Genomic DNA, 19311 nt, shown 5'->3' with positions numbered 1-19311 from the left:
CGATATGTGCAGGCGGCGTCTATGCAAATGCCAAACCGGCAGTTCCTCCGCCGGGCAGCATCCCCGTGGGGTGCTGCCCGGCCGCCAGGCCGCGGAAACTCATTCAGCCTCGAAGGCAAAGCGCCCACGCCCCACCAGCTCGCCCCGGTATCAAAGGAATGCGTGGTGATGGCCTGAGCTCGGTCTTGCCGGGTGGCGTCCAGACCGTGCGAGACAGGATCACCACCAATGCGGAGGCGCGCGCCGCCCAGCCCTGCTTGTACTCAGACAGTGCCGCGAAGACCGGCTGCCATTCCGGCGTATCGCGGCGGGCATAGAGAAAACGCAACGGCTGCGCGTTGTCGCCCGAAGGCACCCAGCGCGCGGCCTCGAAGAAGCGCAGCAAGGTCGCCTCATCGATGCCTTCGCCGGTGAAGGCGCGCGGGGACCAGCGCTGGAGAAAGAGAGGGTGGCTCAGGCGCGTGCTGCGACAAGGCTTCAGGACGCGTTGGTCTTGCGGCCCACGTTCCGGATCAGTTGTGTGACACGCCCCAGGTACTGGTCGAAGACCTGATTCGCCTGCTCCTGGCTGTCGATCGGCTGTGCGACCGTACGTCCCTCGGCTTCCAGCTTGGCCCGGATCTCGGGCTTGCCCAGGGCTTCGCCAATCGCCTTGCGCAGCACCGACACCCGGCTCGCGGGCGTGCCCTGCCTGACGAAGTAGCCGCCGCCGATCGAGTACTCGAAGTCGGGCACCTGCCGGCTTTGCGAGATCAGCGGAATATGCTTGAGCGCCGGGGGCAGGGCCTTGGCGAAGCTGCTCAGCACCTTCAGCCGGCCCTGTTGCTGCATGCTGTCGAAACTGGACTGGTAGGGCAGGATGGCGAAGTCAACTTCCCCGCCGGCAAGGCCCTGCAGCGCTGGTGCGCCGCCCTTGTACGGCACGTGCAGGAAGGGCACGCCGAGCCGGGCAGCCAGGGCATCGCCCATGAGGTGGTAGATGGAGTCGATGCCGACGGTGGCGTAGGTCAGCGGCTTGCCCTTGCTTTGCTTCGCATAGTCCAGGAATTTGTCCAGGGTATCGACGGCAATGCCGTTCCTGACGAGCAGCACGATGTTGGCGTCGCTGATGGGCGCGGCCAGCTGAAAGTCCTGCGGCTTGTAGCGCGCCGCCGGGTTGAGCATGGGGGCCAGGAAGACCTCGTTGATCGAGCCGTGGAAGAAGGTGTAGCCATCGGCCGGTGCGCCCAGCACCTTGTTGGCGCCGATCAGCCCGGTACCGCCACCGTAGTTCTCGACGATCACCTGCTGCCTGACGCTCTTGCTGATGGATTCCCCGAAAATGCGGGCAGAGGTGTCACTGGCACCGCCGGCCGGGTAGGGGACCACCAGGGACAGCGACTTGGCGGGAAAGTTGTCTGCGGCAAAGGCCGGCAGGCCGGCCAGCACGGAGGTGCCGGCGGAAAGACCGGCGTATTGAAGGAAGCGGCGGCGGTTCAGTGTAGCCATGGCGGATGTCCCCGGGGAATTGTTGTTCAAACCAGATAGCTTTGCGTCAGGTGCGCCCAGAACGCGGCACCGACAGGCAGGGCCTTGTCATTGAAGTCGTACAGGGGGTTGTGGACCATGCAACCGCCATCTTCGCCCAGGCCGTTGCCGAGCCGGATGTAGGCACCGGGCCGGTGCTCCAGCATGTAGGCGAAGTCCTCGCTGCCCATCACCGGCGGGCGCTCGACCACGTTGTCCACGCCCACCAGCCGGATCGCGGCCTGGCGCGCGCGCTCGGTCTGCGCGTCGTGGTTGACCAGCACCGGGTACTTGCGTTCGTAGACGACCTCGGATTGCAGCCGGAAGCTCTGGGCCTGGGCGGCGACAAATTCGCTGATGCGCGCCTCGACCAGCGTGCGCACCTGCGGGTCCAGCGTGCGCACTCCGATCTTGATCGTTGCGCTATCGGGCACGACGTTGTAGGTCGTGCCGGCCTGGATGGAGCCCACGGTAATGACCGCCGACTTGAGCGCGTCGATCTCGCGGCTGACGATCGATTGCAGTCCCAGCACGATGCTGGCGGCGCACTGCATCGCGTCGATGCCATGATGAGGCATGGCGCCATGGGCGCCGCGGCCGCGCAGCGTGACCGTGGCGCGGTCGAACGAGGCCATGGCAGGGCCGGCGATCACCCCGATCTGGCCGACCGGCAGACCTGGGGAGTTGTGCAGCGCATAGATTTCATCGCAGGGGAATTGCTCGAACAGCCCATCCTCCAGCATGCGCAGCGCACCGCCTTCGTTCTCCTCGGCCGGCTGGAAGATCAGGTTGAGCGTGCCATTGAAATCGACGGATTCGGACAGGTACCTGGCGGCGCACAGCAGGATCGCCGTGTGCCCGTCATGTCCGCAGGCGTGCATCTTGCCGGCGATGGTGCTGGCGTAGTCCAGGCCGGTCTTTTCCTGGATCGGCAGCGCGTCCATGTCGGCGCGGATGCCCAGCGCCTTGCTGCCTTGCCCCTTCCTGAGCCTGCCCACGACACCGGTGGTGCCCATGCCACGATGCACTTCGTAGCCCCATGCCGCCAGCCGCCCGGCGACCAGGTCGCTGGTCTGGCGCTCTTCAAAGGCCAGTTCGGGATGCGCATGGATCTTTCGGCGGATCTCAACGAACTCTGGCGACAGGGTCTGGATGGACTGGTGCAGATCGGCAAGCGGGGCCTGGTTCATGGCGGTATCGGAGCGTGGTCGTCCACAGCATTCTCTACGCATGCGCTTGCCGAAACCATGACAATGGTAGACGCGAAACGTTGCATAATTTGCAACATTAGAAAAATCAGCGCGCTGCCGTCCTGGGCTGGCGGCGCGAACCAGAGGAGGAAGACATGGAAGATGTGCTGGACCGCAAGCGGGCGCTGTGCCTGCTGCAGATTATCGAGACCGGCACGGTGCGCGGCGCGGCCGAGGTGCTTGAGCTGGACCCGTCGGTGGTGAGCCGCGCCGTGGCGAAACTGGAGCAGGACACCGGACTGACTTTGCTTGAGCGGCGCGGGCGGGGTGTTGTAGCCACCGATGCCGGGCGCCTGCTGGCGCTGTTTGCCCGGCGCCAGCAGGACCTGAACGATACCTTCCTGGCCGAGGTCAACAACCTGAAGAATGCCCGGCGTGGCCACGTGGAGCTGGTCTTTGGCGAAGGCTTCGTCGACCTGGTGCTGGAGCCCGTGCTGCAGGGCTTCCTGCGCAAGCATCCCGACGTGAGCTGCAGCATCCAGGTGGCCGGCACCGATGAAACGGTCCGGCATATCCTGGAGGACCTGGCGCATATCGGCTTCGTCTTTCAGCCGCCCGACGATGTGCGCCTGCGCTCGCACTATTCACGGCTGTCGCCGATCCGCGTGCATGTGCACAAGGACCATCCGCTGGCGCGCAGGCGCCGCGCGCTGACGCTCGCGGACCTGGCGCCGCACCAGGGAGCGGCGCTGACGGAATCGTTCGGTGTGCGCAAGCATATCCAGGCGGCGGAGCTGGACGAGCACGTCACCCTGAAGCCGATGCTCGTCACCAACTCGTTCAAGGTGCTGTGGGAATATGCGGCGATGGGACTGGGCTACATCATGACGGCACGCTCGGTGGCGCTGAAGGAGCCGCAGTTCAGGCAGCTGGTGTCATTGCCGCTGGCCAATCCCATCCTGAACAACAGCCGCATTCACATCATCACCCGGACCGGCCGGCACCTGTCGCCGGTGGCTGACAGCTTGCTGCGGCACCTGGTGAAGGCGTTCCCGCTGGTCTGAAGCAACTGTGCTCCCCGGGCAAGCACCTGTTTGTATGTACCCGGGGACACCCGGGAAATCTAATCTGGTGACACCGCAACGATCCGGCCCCCTTCGATAAGCAGCGCAGGCCGCCGGACAGCGCCCCCGTCGTTACAGGACACCACGCCAATGAGCTCCCCGACCCCTGAAAAAGGCCACATCGCCCCCTACACCCACCCCGCCGCCGGCTGGGGTGCGCTGAAGTACGTTGCCATCAACCTGATCAAGGAGAAGGTTGCCGGAGGCAAGTACAAGATGCTGTTCAAGCAGAACCAGGCGGATGGCTTCGACTGCCCCGGCTGTGCCTGGCCGGACCGGCAGCACGCCTCCACCTTTGAGTTCTGCGAGAACGGCGTCAAGGCCGTGGCCGCTGAGTCCACCAGCATGCGCGTGACCCCCGAGTTCTTTGCGCAGCACACGGTGACTTCGCTGATGGCGCAGACCGATTATGAGCTGGAGCAGCACGGGCGGCTGACGCACCCCATGGTCTATGACGCGCAGACCGACAAGTACCGTGCGATCGCCTGGGACGAGGCCTTTGCGCTGATCGGGCGCCACCTGCGCGCGCTGCCGGACCCGAACCAGGCCGCATTCTATACGTCAGGGCGCGCCAGCAACGAGGCCGCATTCCTCTACCAGCTATTCGTGCGTGCCTATGGCACCAACAACTTCCCCGACTGCTCGAACATGTGCCACGAGGCCACCAGCCGGGGCCTGCCGCCGACCATCGGCGTGGGCAAGGCCACCGTGGTGCTGGATGACTTCGAGCATGCCGACACCATCCTGCTGTTCGGCCACAACGCGGCCACCAACCATCCGCGCATGCTGGGCGAGCTGCGCGAGTGCGCGCGGCGCGGCGCCACCATTGTGTCGATCAACCCGCTGCGCGAACGCGGCGTGGAGCGCTTTACCAGCCCGCAGCACCCGGTGGAGATGCTGACCGGCTCCAGCACCAAGATCGCCTCGATGTTCGTGCAGCCCAAGCTGGGCGGCGACTTTGCGTTGATCAAGGGCATGGCCAAGCGCCTGGACGAACTCGACGAAGAGGCCATCCGGCACGGCCGCGAGCGCCTGATCGACGTGGATTTCGTGCGCGAGCACACCATCGGCTTCGGCGACTTCATCGAAGACCTGCGCGCGGAGAGCTGGGCCGACATCGTCGCCGAGTCGGGCGTGTCGCAGGAAGATATCGATGCGCTGACCCAGGTCTACGCCAGGGGCAAGCGCGTGATCGCCTGCTGGGGCATGGGCCTGACGCAGCACAAGCATTCCGTGCCGACGGTGCAGATCCTGTCCAACCTGATGATGATGCGCGGGAACATCGGGCGCCCCGGTGCGGGGCTGCTGCCGGTGCGCGGGCATTCGAACGTGCAGGGCGACCGCACGGTGGGTATCGAAGAGAAGCCCGAGCAGGAATTCCTGGACCGCCTGCAGGCCGCCTTCGGCTTCGAGCCGCCGCGCAAGCATGGGTATGACGTGGTCCACACCATCTCGGCCATGCTTGAGGGCAAGGTCAAGGTCTTTGTCGGCCTGGGCGGCAATTTTTCCACTGCCACGCCGGATACGCCGCGCACCTTTGAGGCGCTGCGCCAGTGCGACCTGACCGTGAACATCGCCACCAAGCTCAACCGCAGCCACCTGGTGCACGGCAAGGAGTCGCTGATCCTGCCGACGCTGGGCCGCACCGAGATCGACCAGCAGGACGGCGTGGCGCAGGGCGTGACGGTCGAGGACTCGGTCTGCATGGTCCATATCTCCTTTGGCATGAACGCGCCGGCGTCGCCGCACCTGCTGTCGGAGATTGCCATCGTCGCGCGCATGGCGGCCGCCACGCTGGGCTCGGAGAAGATTGACTGGCTCTGGTATGCGCAAGACTACGCCCGCATCCGCGACGCCATCGAGCAGGTGATCGACGGTTTCGAGAGCTACAACGAGCGCGTGGCGGTGCCGGGCGGGTTCCACCTGACGCCGGCGGCATGCAACCGGGTCTGGCATACGCCGTCGGGCAAGGCGCAGTTCCTGGTCAACCGCATCGAAAAGGACACCCCCATCAGCCGGGCCCGCCAGAAGTATGGCGATAAGCTGATGGTGATGATGACCACGCGCTCGCACGACCAGTACAACACCACGATCTATGGCCTGGACGACCGCTACCGCGGCGTGTTCGGCCTGCGCCGGGTGGTCTTCATCAGCCCCGCTGACCTGGCGCGGCTTGGCCTGAAGGCGGGTCAGCACGTGGACATCACCAGTGTCTGGGACGACGGCGTGCAGCGCCAGGTCGAGGACTTCGTGCTGGTCGAGTACGACATCCCGCAAGGCTGCCTGGGGGCGTACTACCCCGAGACCAATCCGCTGGTGCCGCTGGAAAGCACTGGCGATGGCTGCGGCACGCCCACGTCGAAGTCGGTGCCGGTGTTGCTGACCCCGTCCCGTCGCCAGCCCGCGGCGGCGCGCTGATCCTGCGCGCGTGCACCACCGCGGCGAACGCAGCCGCTATCACTGGTGAACGCCCCCCTCTCCCGCAAGCGGGAGAGGGGGACCCACCGACGGTGTGCAAGCAGGCGCTGAATTCATTTTCTTCAAGAGACCCCCATGGAATGCACCGAACTGGTTGAACACTCAGGCTATGAAGCGCGCAGCATCGTGCGGCACAAGAACTGCGTGGTGCAGCCGGCCACGGACAACGTGGCGGAAGAGCTCCCGGTGGCGCTGGTGTACAACGGCATCTCGCATGCCGTGATGATGGCCACGCCGCTGGACCTGGAGGCGTTCGCGGTCGGCTTCTCGCTGACCGAGGGCATCGTCGGGCGCAATGCGGAGATCCACGACCTGGAAGTGCGCGTGCACGCGCACGGCGCCGAAGTGCAGATGGAGATCAGCGAACACGCCTTTGCCACCATGCGGGCGCGCCGGCGCGCGCTGGCGGGGCGCACCGGCTGCGGCGTCTGCGGCATCGAGAGCATCGAGCTGCTCGACCTGGAGCCCGCGCGCATGCCCGAGCCGGCCACCCGGCTGACGCCGTCGCGCGAGATGATCGAGCGTGCCGTCGCGGCGCTGCCGTCGCACCAGCGGCTGATGCAGGCCACCGGGGGCGTCCACGCCGCGGCCTGGTGCGATGCGGGCGGCGAGATCCTGCATGTGTTCGAGGATGTGGGCCGTCACAACGGCCTGGACAAGCTGATCGGCCACCTGGCGATGCAGCGCGTGGCGATGGACGACGGCTTTGTGCTGCTGTCCAGCCGCGCCAGCTATGAACTGGTGCGCAAGGTCGCGCGCATGAATATCCAGATGCTGGCGACGATCTCGGCGCCGACCTCGCTGGCGATACGCATTGCCGAGCAGGCCGGCCTGCGCCTGCTCAGCTTCTGCCGCCAGGATGGTTATGTCGACTATACCGGCGCCGCATTGGACGCCAGCCGCGGAGACGCAGCATGCTGAATTTTGACGAGGCGCAGGCGGTCTTCGCGATGTGCGCGGAGCCCGTGCGGCAGACCGAAACCGTGTGGCTGGGCCTGCTGACCGGCCGCGTGCTGGCCGGCGACGTGGCCGCGGTCATGGATACGCCCGCAGCGGACCGCAGCGCCATGGACGGCTATGCGGTGCGCTGCGCAGACTGCCGCGCTGACGCCTGCCTGCCGCTGCAGCAGGTCGTCTTCGCCGGCACGCAGCCGCAGCCGCTGTTGCCCGGCCAGGCCATCCGCATCTACACCGGCGGCGTGATCCCGCCCGGCGCCGATGCCGTGGTCGCGCTGGAAGATGCCGAAGAGACCTATCGCGGTGTGGTCTGCGCGCGCGCACCCGTGGCGGGCCAGCATATCCGGCGCAAGGGCGAGGACGCCCGCCGGGGCGACCTGTTGCTGTCGGCAGGAACCCTGCTGCATGCGGGGCATATTGCCGCGCTGGCGTCGCAGGGACTGACAGAGGCCACGGTCTGCCGGCTGGTGGAGGTGGCCATCCTGACCTCGGGCGACGAGGTGGCGGCGCACGACGAGCCGCGCGACGTGTACCAAGTGCACGACGTCAATGGCCCGATGCTCGAGTCGCTGGTGCAGTCGATGGGCGCCGTGGTCAGTTGCCACCGCCACGTGCAGGACGACGAGCGCGCCTTGCACGACATGCTGCGGGAACTTGCCGCCGACGCTGATCTGGTGCTGGTCACCGGCGGTGCCTCGGTCGGCCAGCGCGACCTGGTCGCGGCGGCGCTGGCATCGGCGGGCGGCGAGCTGCTTTGCCGCGGTGTCAACATGAAGCCCGGCAAGCCGGTCACGGTGGGGCGCCTGCGCGGCAAGCCCGTGGTGTGCCTGCCCGGTAATCCGGCGGCAGCCTATGCCACCTTCGCGCTGCTGGTGACGCCGCTGCTGCGCCGCCTGCAGGGGCGCGCGGAGCTGTTCCCGCCAGTGGGCCGGGTCAGGGCGGCGCTGTCCGGCACGCGCCCGCACCGTGGCGATGCCTTCTGGCGCGTGGGCGAAATTGGCAACCTCGGCGGCCGCGAGAGTTTCGTGCAGGTCAATGCACAGCAGGGTGCGGCCTCGGTGTCGGCGCTCGGCCAGGCCAGCGGCTTTGTGCGGGTGGAACCCCAATGTGCCGGACAGCTCCAAAATGTGCCCCTGCCGTACTATGATCTTCATCGTTGGCTCAGCTGACGGCAGCCCGGCAAGGTGGCCGGTCCGGGCACCGACGGGGCGCAAGGGAAAGGGGAGCGCAGCGTGAAACTATATGAAAAGCTGGCTGCGGACATCGAGGCATTGGTGCAACAGGGCGTGCTGCTGCCCGGCGAGCGGATTCCCTCGGTGCGGCAGACCAGCCAGCACCACCGCATGAGCATCACCACGGTGATCCGGGCCTACGTCTTGCTGGAGAGCCGCGGCATCATCGAAAGCCGGCCGCAGTCCGGCTACTTTGTGCGCGCGCGGCCGGGCGAGCCGGTGTTCGAGCTGCGCCCGTCCAGGCCCAGTGCCAAGCCCTCGGCGGTGGATGTCAGCGCGCTGGTGCTTTCCACGCTGCGTTCGATCCGTTCCGATGATGCCGTGCCGCTCGGTTCGCCCTATCCCGACCCTTCGCTGTTTCCGTGGCAGCGCATCAACCAGTACGCCAACAACATCGCGCGCCGCTATGCCAAGTGGACCATGCTCGACGATCTGCCGCCCGGCAGCCCCGAGCTGATCCGGCAGATCTCGCGCCGCTACCTGGAGAACGGCTACGCCATCGATCCGAACGAGGTGATCGTCACCATCGGCGCGACCGAGGCCATCAACCTCTGCCTGCAGGCGGTGGCCAGGCCGGGCGATACCATCGCGGTGGAGTCGCCGACCTTCTACGCCATGCTCCATGCCATCGAGCGGCTGGGCATGCGCGCCATCGAGGTGGCGACCGATCCGGCGGAGGGCATCGACATCGGCGAGCTGGCGCGGCTGATCGATGAAAAGGGCGTGGCTGCCTGCATGGTGATGCCCAATTTCCAGAACCCGCTCGGCTTCCAGATGCCCGATGAGAAGAAGCGCGCACTGGTGGCCATGCTGACCGAGAAGGACATCCCCGTCATCGAGAACGACGTCTACGGCGAGCTCTATTACGGCGAGGCCCATCCCAGTTCATTGAAGGCGTTTGACAAGGCCGGCATCGTGCTGCATTGCTCCTCGTTCTCCAAGACGCTGACCAATGCCTACCGGATCGGCTGGGCGCTGCCGGGCCGCTACCGCGAGGCGGTGGAGCGGCTCAAGTTCCTCAACACGCTGACCACGCCGGCGATTCCGCAACTGGCGATTGCCGAGTTCCTGAAGAACGACGGCTACGACTTCCACCTGCGGCGGGTGCGCAAGGCCTATGCGCAGCAGGCCAGCATCATGGCCGCCGCGGTGCGCAGGTTCTTCCCGGACGGCACCACCACGTCGCGCCCCGCGGGGGGCTATGTGCTGTGGGTGCAGCTGCCGGAGGGCATCGATGCGATGGAGATGTACCACGCCGCGCTGGAGCACCGCATCACCGTTGCGCCGGGGCATATGTTTGCGCCCGGGGCCACTTACGGCAACTGCATCCGGCTGAACTACAGCTCGGAATGGACGCCCGGCATCGAGTCCGCCGTGCAGACGCTGGGCAAGATCGCGCAGCACCTGCTGGCACGCAGCCGGGAACGCGCAGAGGAAGAGCATGCAAGACGCTGACATCGATCCCGCCATGGTCGCGGCGCTCCAGGTCCTGTGGCAGGCTGGGCGCGAGGGCGGCAACAGCCCCTGGTCGCTCGCCAAGATCGCGAAGCGGGCACAACTGCCGATGAGCGTGCTGCGGCGCGTGTTGACGCAGCTGCAAGCCGCCGGATTGGCGGACGTGGTGATCGACGATGAAGGCCGCGGTCACGCGAGCCTGACACCTGCCGGCGCGGAGCTTGCCGCGCAGGCTTTCCCGAATCCTGACTGAGTGACCGGGAGCCGCGCCCGCGGCTCAGCCCCCGACCAGCGACATGCGCACCGTCGGGTACTGGCGCTTGCCGCTGGCCAGCCGGTCCGCACGCAGCTCTGAGTAGCGGTCGCCGCGGGCCTGCCACGCTTGCCGGACCGCGTCCGCCACGGCTTCATCCGGGTGGGCGGTGCCCAGGTGCTGCCGCAGGTCGACGGAACTGGTGGCGAACAGGCACAGGTGCAGCCGGCCGTCGACCGAAACGCGTGCGCGGGTGCAATCGCCGCAGAATGGGTGCGACACGCTGGAGATAAAGCCCACCTTCAGGCTGCCGTCGGCCAGCAGGTAGTTGCTGGCGGTATCGCCGTCGCGCCGGGTAACCGGCAGCAGCGCATGCGCGCGTTCGACCATGCCGCGGATCTCGTCGGACGGGACGACGCGCGACTGCGACCAGCCGCTCGGGCCTTCCACATCCATATATTCGATAAAGCGCAGCGTGACGTCGCTGCCGCGGAAGTATTCCACCAGCGGCAGCACCTGCGCGTCGTTGGTGCCGCGCTCGACCACGCAGTTGACCTTGACCGGCGCCAGGCCCGCCGCGATGGCCGCGTCGATGCCCTCCAGCACGCGGCCGACCGGGAAATCGACATCGTTCATGGCGCGGAAGATGCCGTCATCCAGGCTGTCGAGGCTGACCGTGACGCGGTCCAGGCCCGCGTCGCGCAGTGAACGCGCCTTGCGCGCCAGCAGGCTGCCGTTGGTGGTCATGGCCACTTCCACCTGCCGGCCGTCCAGGGTACGCATGGCGGCAATGCGTTCGACCAGCGACTCGATGCCCTTGCGCAGCAGCGGCTCGCCGCCGGTCAGGCGCACCTTCTCCACGCCCAGGCTGACAAAGGCGCGGACGATGCGCAGCAGCTCCGCATCGGACAGGCGCTGCTCGGGCGACAGGAACGGATAGTCGCGTCCGAAGCGCTCCTTGGGCATGCAGTAGGTGCAGCGGAAGTTGCACTGGTCGATCACCGAGAGGCGCAGGTCGCGCAGCGGACGGCCCAGCTGGTCCCGGCAGGCGGGTGATGCGTGGTCCGGCTCGGGCGCCTCAGAACCGCGGGCGGCGGGCATTTCTTGCACAAGCGCTGCTTGCATGGCGAATCTCCCGGGGGCAATGGGGTAGGGCATGGCGCATGCCATGCCGTCCATGGTAGGGACCGATGGACGCCCGGCAGGCGCACAAATCGGCAGGAGCGGAAGCAGAACAGTTCCGGCGGGGCCGGTGCGGCTGCATTGGGCGCCTCATTCGCGCGGCGCCCGGATGCGCACCGTCGCGGTCTGGCCGGCGATCAGGTGGGCCCCGGCCGGCACCTGGTCCAGCGCGATGCGCACCGGTATGCGCTGCGCCAGGCGCACCCAGTTGAAGGTCGGGGTGACGCTGGGGAGCAGGTTCGGCCCGATGGCGCGGTCCTGGTCCTCGATGCCGGGCGCAATGCTCTGCACATGTCCGCGCAAGGGGGTGCGCTGGCCCATGATGTGCACTTCGGCGGCGCTGCCGACGCGGATCGCGGGCAGCTTGGTTTCCTCAAAATAGCCCTCCACGTACTGCGAGCCGCTGGCCACCACCGACAGGGCCGGCTTGCCGCGGGTGGCAAAGTCGCCGGCGCGCGGCAGGCGGTCGCTGACATAGCCGTCGACCGGGCTGGTCACGCGGCAGCGGGCCAGGTTCAGCCTGGCCACGTCCACCGCGGCGTCGGCTTCGTCGATGCGCGCCTGCGCGGCGGCCACGGCGGCCGCGGATGCCTGGCGCCGGCCCAGTGCCAGCGCGGCGCGTGCCGAAGCGGCCTCGGCCTGCGCCTGTTTCAGGGCCAGGCTGAAGCGGTCCTGGTCCACCACGAACAGGACCTGGCCGCGTTGCACCCGGGCGTTGTCGCCGACGGGCACGGCCGTGACCAGGCCGGAGACATCCGGCGCGACCTGGATCACTTCTGCGCGCACATGGCCGTCGCGGGTCCAGGGCGCCTCGGTGTAGTACTGCCACAAATGCCAGGCGGTCAGCGCCGCGGCGACCACGGCCGCCAGGGTCACCGCAACGGGGCCGAGCAGCGAAAGCTTGCGAATCATGATGGGGCCTGCCAGACGAGCGCGACGATCGCGCCCAGTACGAGGATATAGAGCGAGAAATTGAACAAGGACCGGTGCCACACGATGCGGTAGAAGCCGATCCGGGCAAGCACGGCGCGCACGCCGGCGGTCACGGCGAACGCGGCTAGCATCCACACCACGGTGGCCGGCACGAATACGCCGTACAGGTCGAACTCAGTGGCGTGCATGGGACTCTCCTTCGGGCGGATACAGGGCCAGCCGCAGGGTGGCCAGTGCCGCCAGCGCGGTGCGGGGGCTGCCATGCGCCGACGAGGCCAGCGCGGCGAAAGCCGCGTCGATCTGCGCCGCCAGCGCTGGAGCGGGCGGGACGGCGTGGCCGGAGCGCGCGCACTGGCGGTAGTGGCGCGCCACGCCTGCCAGCACGCGCTCCACGGCACGGCGGCGCGGCGCGGGCACGCCAGCCGGGGCGCGCCGCAGCGCGAGCGCAGCGGATTCGACCAGGAAGTCGGCAACGGCGCTGCCGGCCTGCTTGCCGCTGGCATGGTTGCCGCGAGTCAGCGGCGGCCACTGGCGCAGCAGCCGGTCCAGCATGCGGCCGCGCAGCCGCGCGCTGTTGACCGGCGCGCGCGGGTGCGCCGCCAGCGCGATCTCGTTCCAGTTGGCCCTGGACAGCCGGTATGCCACCAGCTGCTGGCCGAAGGGCTGCATCAGGACCGCCCACAAGGCCGCGAACACCAGCGCCGCCAGGCTCGCCAGGCTACTGTTGAAGATGCTGGCGAAACTGGCGGCGGTCAGGTGCTGCGGACCCGGGAACGACGCCGCGGTGACCGCCAGCAACACGCCGAACAGCGCATTGCGCGGCTGCGTCGTCATGGCACCGATGACCAAATAGGGGCCGCATAGCAGGGCCGCAAACGAGCCAAAGTCATGCGCCAGCTGCAGCACCACGAACTGGTAGTACCAGGACAGCAAGGCACAGCCGATGCTCCACGCGATCACGCGGCCGGCCATCAGCCGCGGCTCCGCGGTGGTGGCGATAAAGCAGCTGGCGAGCGCGGCCAGGCCGACCGGGCCGGCACCGTCGACCCAGCCCGACACCATCCACAGCAGGCCCGCGACGAAGGTGGCAGAGCCGGCGGTGGCGCCACGGAACAACAGCTGCACGTGATCATGGTGCCGGGCTTGCCCGGCGGGTTCCACGCGGTACCGCAGCGCGGTGGGCTCGCTCCCGCCCTGGCGCAGGCTGGCCTGCAGCAGGCGGCAGTCCTGCCAGAGATCGCCCAGTTCATCCAGGTAGGTGCAGGTCGCCGCGACCAGCCGTGCATGCCAGTCCGCGGGTGCGGCCGGCGTGGTGCCTGCCGGGTACCAGGAAGGCGGGGGGCGGGACGCGCCGGCGTCGCCGGCGATCCAGGCCAGCGTGGCGCGCATGCGCTGCGCGACGGTGTCTGGCATGCCCGCCGGATGCCGGCGCAAGGCGCTGGCGGCATCGGCCAGCGCGAGCACCAGCGGCAGCAGGGCCGTCATGCGCTGGTGCAGGGCACGTGCGCGCCGCAGGGTCAGGGCGCCGTCGGCTTCATAGGTCAGCTGGGCCAGCTGGGTTTCCATAGCGAGGATATCGGCGGCCAGCAGGCTGAAGCTGTCATGGCGCTGGCCCGCGCTGGCACCGGCGGCCAGCACGTCCGTGATCCAGCGCGAGGCATGGTCCAGCCACGCCGACGCGCGTGCGGCCAGCGCCGGCGTGGTGCGCGAGGGAAAGACCACCGCGCTGACCACGCTGGCGCAGACGATGCCGATGATGATTTCCTCGATGCGGGTGAGGGCCACGTCAAAGACGGTGGCCGGGTTGGTGACCGTCGGCAGCGCCACAATCGGCAGCGTATAGGCGGCCAGCAGGCAGATGTAGTTGCGCGGCGCCGGCTCCAGCAAGGACAGGTAGAGCAGGGTGCCGGTCCAGCACGCGATCGCGGCCATCAGCAGCACCGGCTCGTCGACCAGCCAGGGCACCAGCGCCACCGCGCACACGGCGCCCAGCAGCGTGCCGAAGACGCGGTAGGTGCCCTTGGCATAGGTGGCGCCGGCCAGCGGGCTGGACACCAGGTAGACGGTGGCCATGGCCCAGTAGGGCCGCGGCAGCCCGAGCGCCAGCGCCACGTAGAGCGCCAGCATTGCCGCGCCGAACACCTTCAGCGAATGCAGCCAGGGTGCAAGGTCGGCGCGCCCCGCCCAGGCTGCCGCGAGCGTGTCGGGCACGCCGGCGGTACGCGCGGGCAGCGCGGGGCGGGAGAGCGGGCTTGAGGAAGACATGGCTTCAGTTGGCAAGCCCGGCTGCGCGCATCAGCAGCTTCATCAGGCTGGCGCAGACGAAGACCGTGCCGACCCCCGCCAGCCACAGGGCCAGCAGCCAGCCCAGGCGGGCCGTCAGCCGCGAATGCAGGATCCTGGCCATCAGTGGTACCCCTCCCCGCGCTTGACCTTGCCGCGGAACACGTAATAGGACCAGGAGGTGTAGGCCAGGATGATCGGCACGATAAACAGGGTGCCGACCAGCGCGAAGCCCTGGCTTTGCGGGGGCGACGACGCATCGAAGATCGAGATCGACGGCGGGATGATATTGGGCCAGATGCTGATGGCAAGCCCGGTATAGCCCATGAAGATCATCAGCAGCGCATACATGAACGGCGACACGTTCGGGTGGTTGCGCAGGGACCGGTAGATGCCGTAGGCAGAGACCAGCACCAGCAGCGGCACCGGCAGGAAGAAGAACAGGTTGGGCAGCGCGAACCAGCGTTGCGCGATCTCCGGATGGGTCAGCGGCGTCCACACGCTCACCGCGGCAACCATCGCCAGCATCACGCCGGTCAGCACGTTGGTCACGCGCAGCATGGTCCATTGCAGGCGGCCCTCGGTCTTCATGATGAGCCAGGTGACCCCGAGGAAGGCATAGGTGATCACCACGCCCACGCCGCAGAAGATCGGGAACGGCGCCAGCCAGTCGAGCGCGCCGCCGGTGAAGGTGGTGCCTTCCATGGCGATGCCGTCGATATAGGCGCCCAGCGTCACGCCCTGGAAGAAGGCGGCGACCACCGATCCCCACGTGAACGCGGCATCCCAGTAAGGACGGCTGCGGTCGCTGGCCTTGAAGCGGAATTCAAAGGCCACGCCGCGGAAGATCAGCCCCATTAGCATGAACATCAGCGGCAGGTAGAAGGCGCTGAGCAACACCGAGTAGGCCAGCGGGAAGGCGCCCAGCAAGGCCGCGCCGCCCAGCACCAGCCAGGTTTCGTTGCCGTCCCAGACCGGCGCCACCGTGTTCATCATGACGTCGCGGTCATGACGGTCGCCGACGAAGGGGAAAAGAATGCCGATGCCAAGATCGAATCCGTCCATGATGACGTACATCATCACGCCGAAGAAGATCAGGGCGGCCCAGATAACGGGAAGGTTGATACCCATGTTGATCACCTGCTCAGGATTCGCGCTGGCCGTGCGGGGCCATCGGGTTGGGTGTGGAAGCCGCGGCGATGGCGGCGGGAACGACGCTGCCGGGGCCGTAGGAGGGCTCATCGTGCGGGTGCACGTCGGGGGCGGGGCCGGCGCTGGCCAGCTTGAGCATGTAGCGGATGCCCACGCCGAAGCAGACGAAGTAGATCACCACGAACAGCGCCAGCGACAGCGCCACCGGGCCGGCGGCATGCGCGGAAACGGCATCATGGGTACGCAGCAGTCCATAGACCACCCACGGCTGGCGGCCGATCTCGGTGGTCATCCAGCCGGCCAGCAGCGCGACCAGGCCGGCGGGGCCCATCACCACCGCGAGACGCAGGAAGGCCTTGGACCGGTACAGCGCGCCGTTGCGGCGCAGCACCCAACCCAGCAGGCCGAACAAAATCATCGCCACGCCCAGGCCAACCATGACGCGGAAGGTGAAGAACAGCACCGTGGCATTGGGGCGGTCCTCCCTGGGGAAGTCCTTCAGGCCGCGGATCTGGCCGTCAAGGCTGTGCGTGAGGATCAGGCTGCCCAGGCGCGGAATCTCGATGGCGTAGCGGGTTTCCTCGCCTTCCATGTCGGGGATGCCGAAGACGATCAGCGGGAAGCCGCCGTTGTCGTCCCTGGCAGCGGTGTTCCAGTGCCCCTCCATCGCCGCGATCTTGGCGGGCTGGTGCTCCAGCGTGTTCAGGCCGTGGGCGTCGCCCACCACCGCCTGGATCGGCGCCGCGATCAGCACCATCCACAGGGCCATCGACAGCATCTTGCGGGCGGCGGGCACGGCGCGGTCATGCAGCAGCTGCCAGGCCGAGGATGCCGCCACGAACAGTGCGGTCGACAGCAGCGCGGCGATCACCATGTGGGTCAGGCGGTAGGGGAACGACGGGTTGAAGATCACCTCGAGCCAGTCGGTCGGCACCACCTTGCCGGCAACGACGACGTAGCCGGCGGGCGTATGCATCCAGCTGTTGGATGCCAGGATCCAGGTGGAGGAAATCATGGTCCCGAGCGCCACCATCACCGTCGAGAAGAAATGGAGCCCCGGCCCGACGCGGTTCCAGCCGAACAGCATCACGCCCAGGAAGCCCGCTTCCAGGAAGAAGGCGGTCAGCACCTCATAGGTCAGCAGCGGTCCGGTGACGCTGCCCGCAAACTGCGAGAAGCCAGACCAGTTGGTGCCGAACTCATAGGCCATGACCAGGCCGGAAACGACCCCCATGCCGAAGTTCAACGCGAAGATCTTGATCCAGAACTGGTACAGGGTCCTGTACACCGTGTCCTTGGTGTAGAGCCAGCGTGCTTCCAGGAACGCCAGGAAACATGCCAGCCCGATCGTGATGGCGGGAAATAAGATGTGAAAGGAAACCGTGAATCCGAACTGGATTCGAGCGAGTTCCAGGGCTGTGAGTCCGTGCATCGATGTGCTCTCCGTGGGGTTGCCGCCGGCACGACGGCGTGTCGCGCGACACTACGGACAAGCGTAAGGATTACGGCCTGCCCGGTAGGGATACAGTTCTTGCGGAACCGTTCAAGCTCAGTTTGCAGAGCCGGAAGAAGTGCTCGCCAGGCGCCGCAGAGCAAATACAGATTGCGCTGTTGCGCGGGGTCACAGTCATGGATGGACCGCGCTGCATCGACGGATCGCGATGCAGCGGACGGCCAGGGTGAGGCTCAGCTGAACAGCTTCATGGCCTTGCCGAGGGTCGACCAGATGCCCGCGCCCAGCGGGATCAGCACATAGGCCCAGAACGCGAGCAGCAGCAGCGTCTTGCCGAAAGTTCGGTCGTCTTGCACGGTGGTGTCTCCTGTGTATTGGTATCGGAATCCGGCGTGGCGTTCAGGCTGCGCTGGTGGCTTCGCTTAGGTGGTGGCGCTCATGGACCGGCCGGATCAGCAGGTTGCAGACGAACCCTGCCACCAGCAGGCCGGCCATGATGTGCAGGGTGTCGACATAGACCTCTGACCTGGGCACGCCCATGGCCAGCTTGTGCTCGCGGATGTAGTTGACCAGCGCCGGGCCGGCAATGCCGGCGGCGGCCCAGGCGGTCAGCAGGCGGCCATGGATGCCGCCGACGTAGGCCGTGCCGAACATGTCGGCCAGGTAGGCGGGAATGGTGCTGAAGCCGCCGCCATACATGGTCAGGATCAGGAAGTAGCAGGCCACGAACAGGGCCACGTTGCCGGACGCGCCGACGGCCGGCACCGCCATGTACAGCGCGGCGCCGAAGGCGAAGAAGATGGCATAGGTGATCTTGCGGCCGAAGTAGTCGCTGGCGGAGCTCCACAGGAAGCGTCCCGTCATGTTGCCGATGCTGAGCAGGCCGACGAAGCCGGCGGCGGCTGCCGCAGTGATGCTGCCCTTGAAGGTTTCCTGGATCATCACCGCAGCCTGGCCCAGCACCCCGATGCCCGCCGTGATGTTCAGGAACAGGATCACCCACAGCAGGTAGAATTGCGGCGTCTTCAGGGCCTGGTCGATGTGCACGTGGGCGTGCGTGACCATCTTGCGGGCCTTAGTGGTGGGTACGTAGCCCGGAGGCGCCCAGCCCGGGGCCGGGATGCGGATGGCGAGCGCGCCGATCGACATCGAGATGAAGTAGACCACGCCCATCACCAGGAAGGTCTGAGCCACGCCCGCGCTGGTCGCGCTCTTGAAGGTGTTCATCAGCGAGACTGACAGCGGCGCGCCAATCATCGCGCCGCCGCCGAAGCCCATGATTGCCATGCCGGTAGCCATGCCGCGGCGGTCGGGGAACCAGCGGATCAGCGTGGACACCGGCGACACATAGCCCAGTCCCAGCCCGATCCCGCCCAGCACGCCGTAGCCCAGGTACAGCAGCCAGATCTGGTGCAGCCAGATGCCGAGCGCCGACACCAGGAAGCCGCCGCCGAAGCAGCACGCCGCCGTGAACATGGTGCGCCGCGGCCCGACCTTCTCCAGCCACTTGCCGGCAAACGCGGCAGAGATGCCGAGGAAGAAGATCGCCAGCGAGAACACCCAGCCCAGCGTGGTCAGTTGCCAGTCGCCCGGCGCCGACTGCGTGACGCCGAGGATCCGGGTCAGCGGTTCGTTGAAGACCGAGAAGGCATAGGCCTGGCCGATGCACAGGTGCACGGCCAGCGCGGCCGGCGGCACCATCCAGCGGTTGAAGCCGGGGCGGGCGATGATGGCCTCCTTGGAGAAGGCCGACGGGCGTGACGTTGGCCGGGACGGCGACGCGTGTTGGGACTTCTGCGAGGGCGTTTGCGCTTGCGCGGGGTATGACATGAAGTTGTCTCCTACCTGGAAGTGGCAGCCTCTTCTTGCGCGTGATGCGATGGGCTGGAGTGCGTGGTTCAGCAAAAGCCATGCCCATGGCGGATTCCGTTTGCCGTCAATGGCTTGCCGCGCGCGGACCGGGCCGTCAGGCGCAGCCGTGGACAAAATGTCCTGGCGGCGGCCCCGCGCGCGGGCCAAACTGTCCATCCGTGGCCGCGGTTTGCGGGGCTGGCTCGGTTAACCCCAATACAGGCGGATAGCGCACTGTCGCTAGACTCTTCCCTTGCCCCCG

The 19311-nt window shown here is 67.4% G+C and carries 18 protein-coding genes; 6 read left to right on the top strand and 12 right to left on the bottom strand.

All coding sequences use genetic code 11. The features are described from left to right. Positions 1-103 precede the first annotated feature (103 nt). Genes AC07UK_RS07500 through AC07UK_RS07490 form a run of 3 tightly spaced genes read right to left on the bottom strand, consistent with a single transcriptional unit; the run spans position 104 to position 2696 of the window. Entirely contained in the window at positions 104-457 is a 354-nt protein-coding gene (locus tag AC07UK_RS07500) for a nitroreductase family protein (RefSeq protein WP_494685636.1), read from the bottom strand. A 20-nt stretch (positions 458-477) separates the two neighbouring features. Next, positions 478-1488 carry a tripartite tricarboxylate transporter substrate binding protein gene (locus tag AC07UK_RS07495; protein ID WP_494685561.1) on the bottom strand — a complete coding sequence of 337 codons (1011 nt, stop codon included), beginning with the start codon at positions 1486-1488 and terminating at the stop codon, positions 478-480. A 26-nt stretch (positions 1489-1514) separates the two neighbouring features. After that, positions 1515-2696 (bottom strand): M20 aminoacylase family protein, encoded by a 1182-nt coding sequence (locus AC07UK_RS07490; protein WP_494685560.1) that lies wholly within the window; start codon positions 2694-2696, stop codon positions 1515-1517. Between the two features lie 155 nt (positions 2697-2851). Between AC07UK_RS07490 and AC07UK_RS07485 the strand changes: the two genes are divergently transcribed. The 6 genes from AC07UK_RS07485 (at position 2852) to AC07UK_RS07460 (ending at position 10195) form a co-directional block, all read left to right on the top strand. Further along, positions 2852-3760, top strand: a complete 909-nt coding sequence (locus tag AC07UK_RS07485) for a LysR family transcriptional regulator (RefSeq protein WP_114130786.1) — start codon at positions 2852-2854, stop codon at positions 3758-3760. Between the two features lie 150 nt (positions 3761-3910). Next, a complete protein-coding gene (locus AC07UK_RS07480) occupies positions 3911-6238 on the top strand; it encodes an FdhF/YdeP family oxidoreductase (protein ID WP_494685559.1) in 2328 nt (775 codons plus the stop codon). 135 nt (positions 6239-6373) lie between these two features. Next, positions 6374-7219, top strand: a complete 846-nt coding sequence (fdhD, locus tag AC07UK_RS07475) for a formate dehydrogenase accessory sulfurtransferase FdhD (RefSeq protein ID WP_494685558.1) — start codon at positions 6374-6376, stop codon at positions 7217-7219. After that, positions 7213-8424 (top strand): molybdopterin molybdotransferase MoeA, encoded by a 1212-nt coding sequence (locus AC07UK_RS07470; protein WP_494685557.1) that lies wholly within the window; start codon positions 7213-7215, stop codon positions 8422-8424. Before fdhD ends, AC07UK_RS07470 begins: the two co-directional genes overlap by 7 nt. A 63-nt stretch (positions 8425-8487) precedes the next feature. After that, complete coding sequence (locus tag AC07UK_RS07465) at positions 8488-9942, top strand: aminotransferase-like domain-containing protein (RefSeq protein WP_249679189.1); 1455 nt, start codon at positions 8488-8490, stop codon at positions 9940-9942. Continuing rightward, the gene (locus AC07UK_RS07460) at positions 9929-10195 is read left to right on the top strand and encodes a transcriptional regulator (protein WP_436223266.1); all 267 of its coding nucleotides are present in this window, start codon (positions 9929-9931) and stop codon (positions 10193-10195) included. The genes AC07UK_RS07465 and AC07UK_RS07460 overlap by 14 nt, the downstream gene beginning before the upstream one ends. A gap of 24 nt (positions 10196-10219) precedes the next feature. Here AC07UK_RS07460 and moaA read toward each other — a convergent pair whose 3' ends face one another. From moaA to AC07UK_RS07415, 9 genes are all read right to left on the bottom strand, one after another. Next, positions 10220-11320: a GTP 3',8-cyclase MoaA gene (gene moaA, locus AC07UK_RS07455; RefSeq protein WP_494685556.1), complete on the bottom strand. Its 1101-nt coding sequence runs from the start codon at positions 11318-11320 to the stop codon at positions 10220-10222. Between the two features lie 147 nt (positions 11321-11467). Further along, positions 11468-12289, bottom strand: a complete 822-nt coding sequence (locus AC07UK_RS07450; RefSeq protein ID WP_494685555.1) for an HlyD family secretion protein — start codon at positions 12287-12289, stop codon at positions 11468-11470. Further along, positions 12286-12498, bottom strand: a complete 213-nt coding sequence (locus tag AC07UK_RS07445; protein ID WP_018313632.1) for a DUF1656 domain-containing protein — start codon at positions 12496-12498, stop codon at positions 12286-12288. Before AC07UK_RS07445 ends, AC07UK_RS07450 begins: the two co-directional genes overlap by 4 nt. Beyond that, complete coding sequence (locus AC07UK_RS07440; protein ID WP_494685554.1) at positions 12485-14575, bottom strand: FUSC family protein; 2091 nt, start codon at positions 14573-14575, stop codon at positions 12485-12487. The genes AC07UK_RS07445 and AC07UK_RS07440 overlap by 14 nt, the downstream gene beginning before the upstream one ends. Before the next feature lie 4 nt (positions 14576-14579). Continuing rightward, positions 14580-14717 carry a DUF2474 family protein gene (locus AC07UK_RS07435; RefSeq protein WP_494685553.1) on the bottom strand — a complete coding sequence of 46 codons (138 nt, stop codon included), beginning with the start codon at positions 14715-14717 and terminating at the stop codon, positions 14580-14582. Next, the gene (gene cydB, locus AC07UK_RS07430) at positions 14717-15724 is read right to left on the bottom strand and encodes a cytochrome d ubiquinol oxidase subunit II (RefSeq protein WP_436223270.1); all 1008 of its coding nucleotides are present in this window, start codon (positions 15722-15724) and stop codon (positions 14717-14719) included. The genes AC07UK_RS07435 and cydB overlap by 1 nt, the downstream gene beginning before the upstream one ends. 13 nt (positions 15725-15737) lie before the next feature. Continuing rightward, positions 15738-17177 (bottom strand): cytochrome ubiquinol oxidase subunit I, encoded by a 1440-nt coding sequence (locus AC07UK_RS07425; protein ID WP_494685552.1) that lies wholly within the window; start codon positions 17175-17177, stop codon positions 15738-15740. A 254-nt stretch (positions 17178-17431) separates the two neighbouring features. Beyond that, positions 17432-17554, bottom strand: a complete 123-nt coding sequence (locus AC07UK_RS07420; protein ID WP_010809255.1) for an MFS transporter small subunit — start codon at positions 17552-17554, stop codon at positions 17432-17434. 43 nt (positions 17555-17597) lie between these two features. Further along, positions 17598-19028, bottom strand: a complete 1431-nt coding sequence (locus AC07UK_RS07415; RefSeq protein WP_494685551.1) for an L-lactate MFS transporter — start codon at positions 19026-19028, stop codon at positions 17598-17600. Positions 19029-19311: the final 283 nt, after the last annotated feature.

Source organism: Cupriavidus sp. GW821-FHT07C08, from assembly GCF_059419025.1.
The sequence above is the reverse complement of the archived record's forward strand: the minus strand, read 5'-3'. Positions and strand labels throughout refer to the sequence as shown.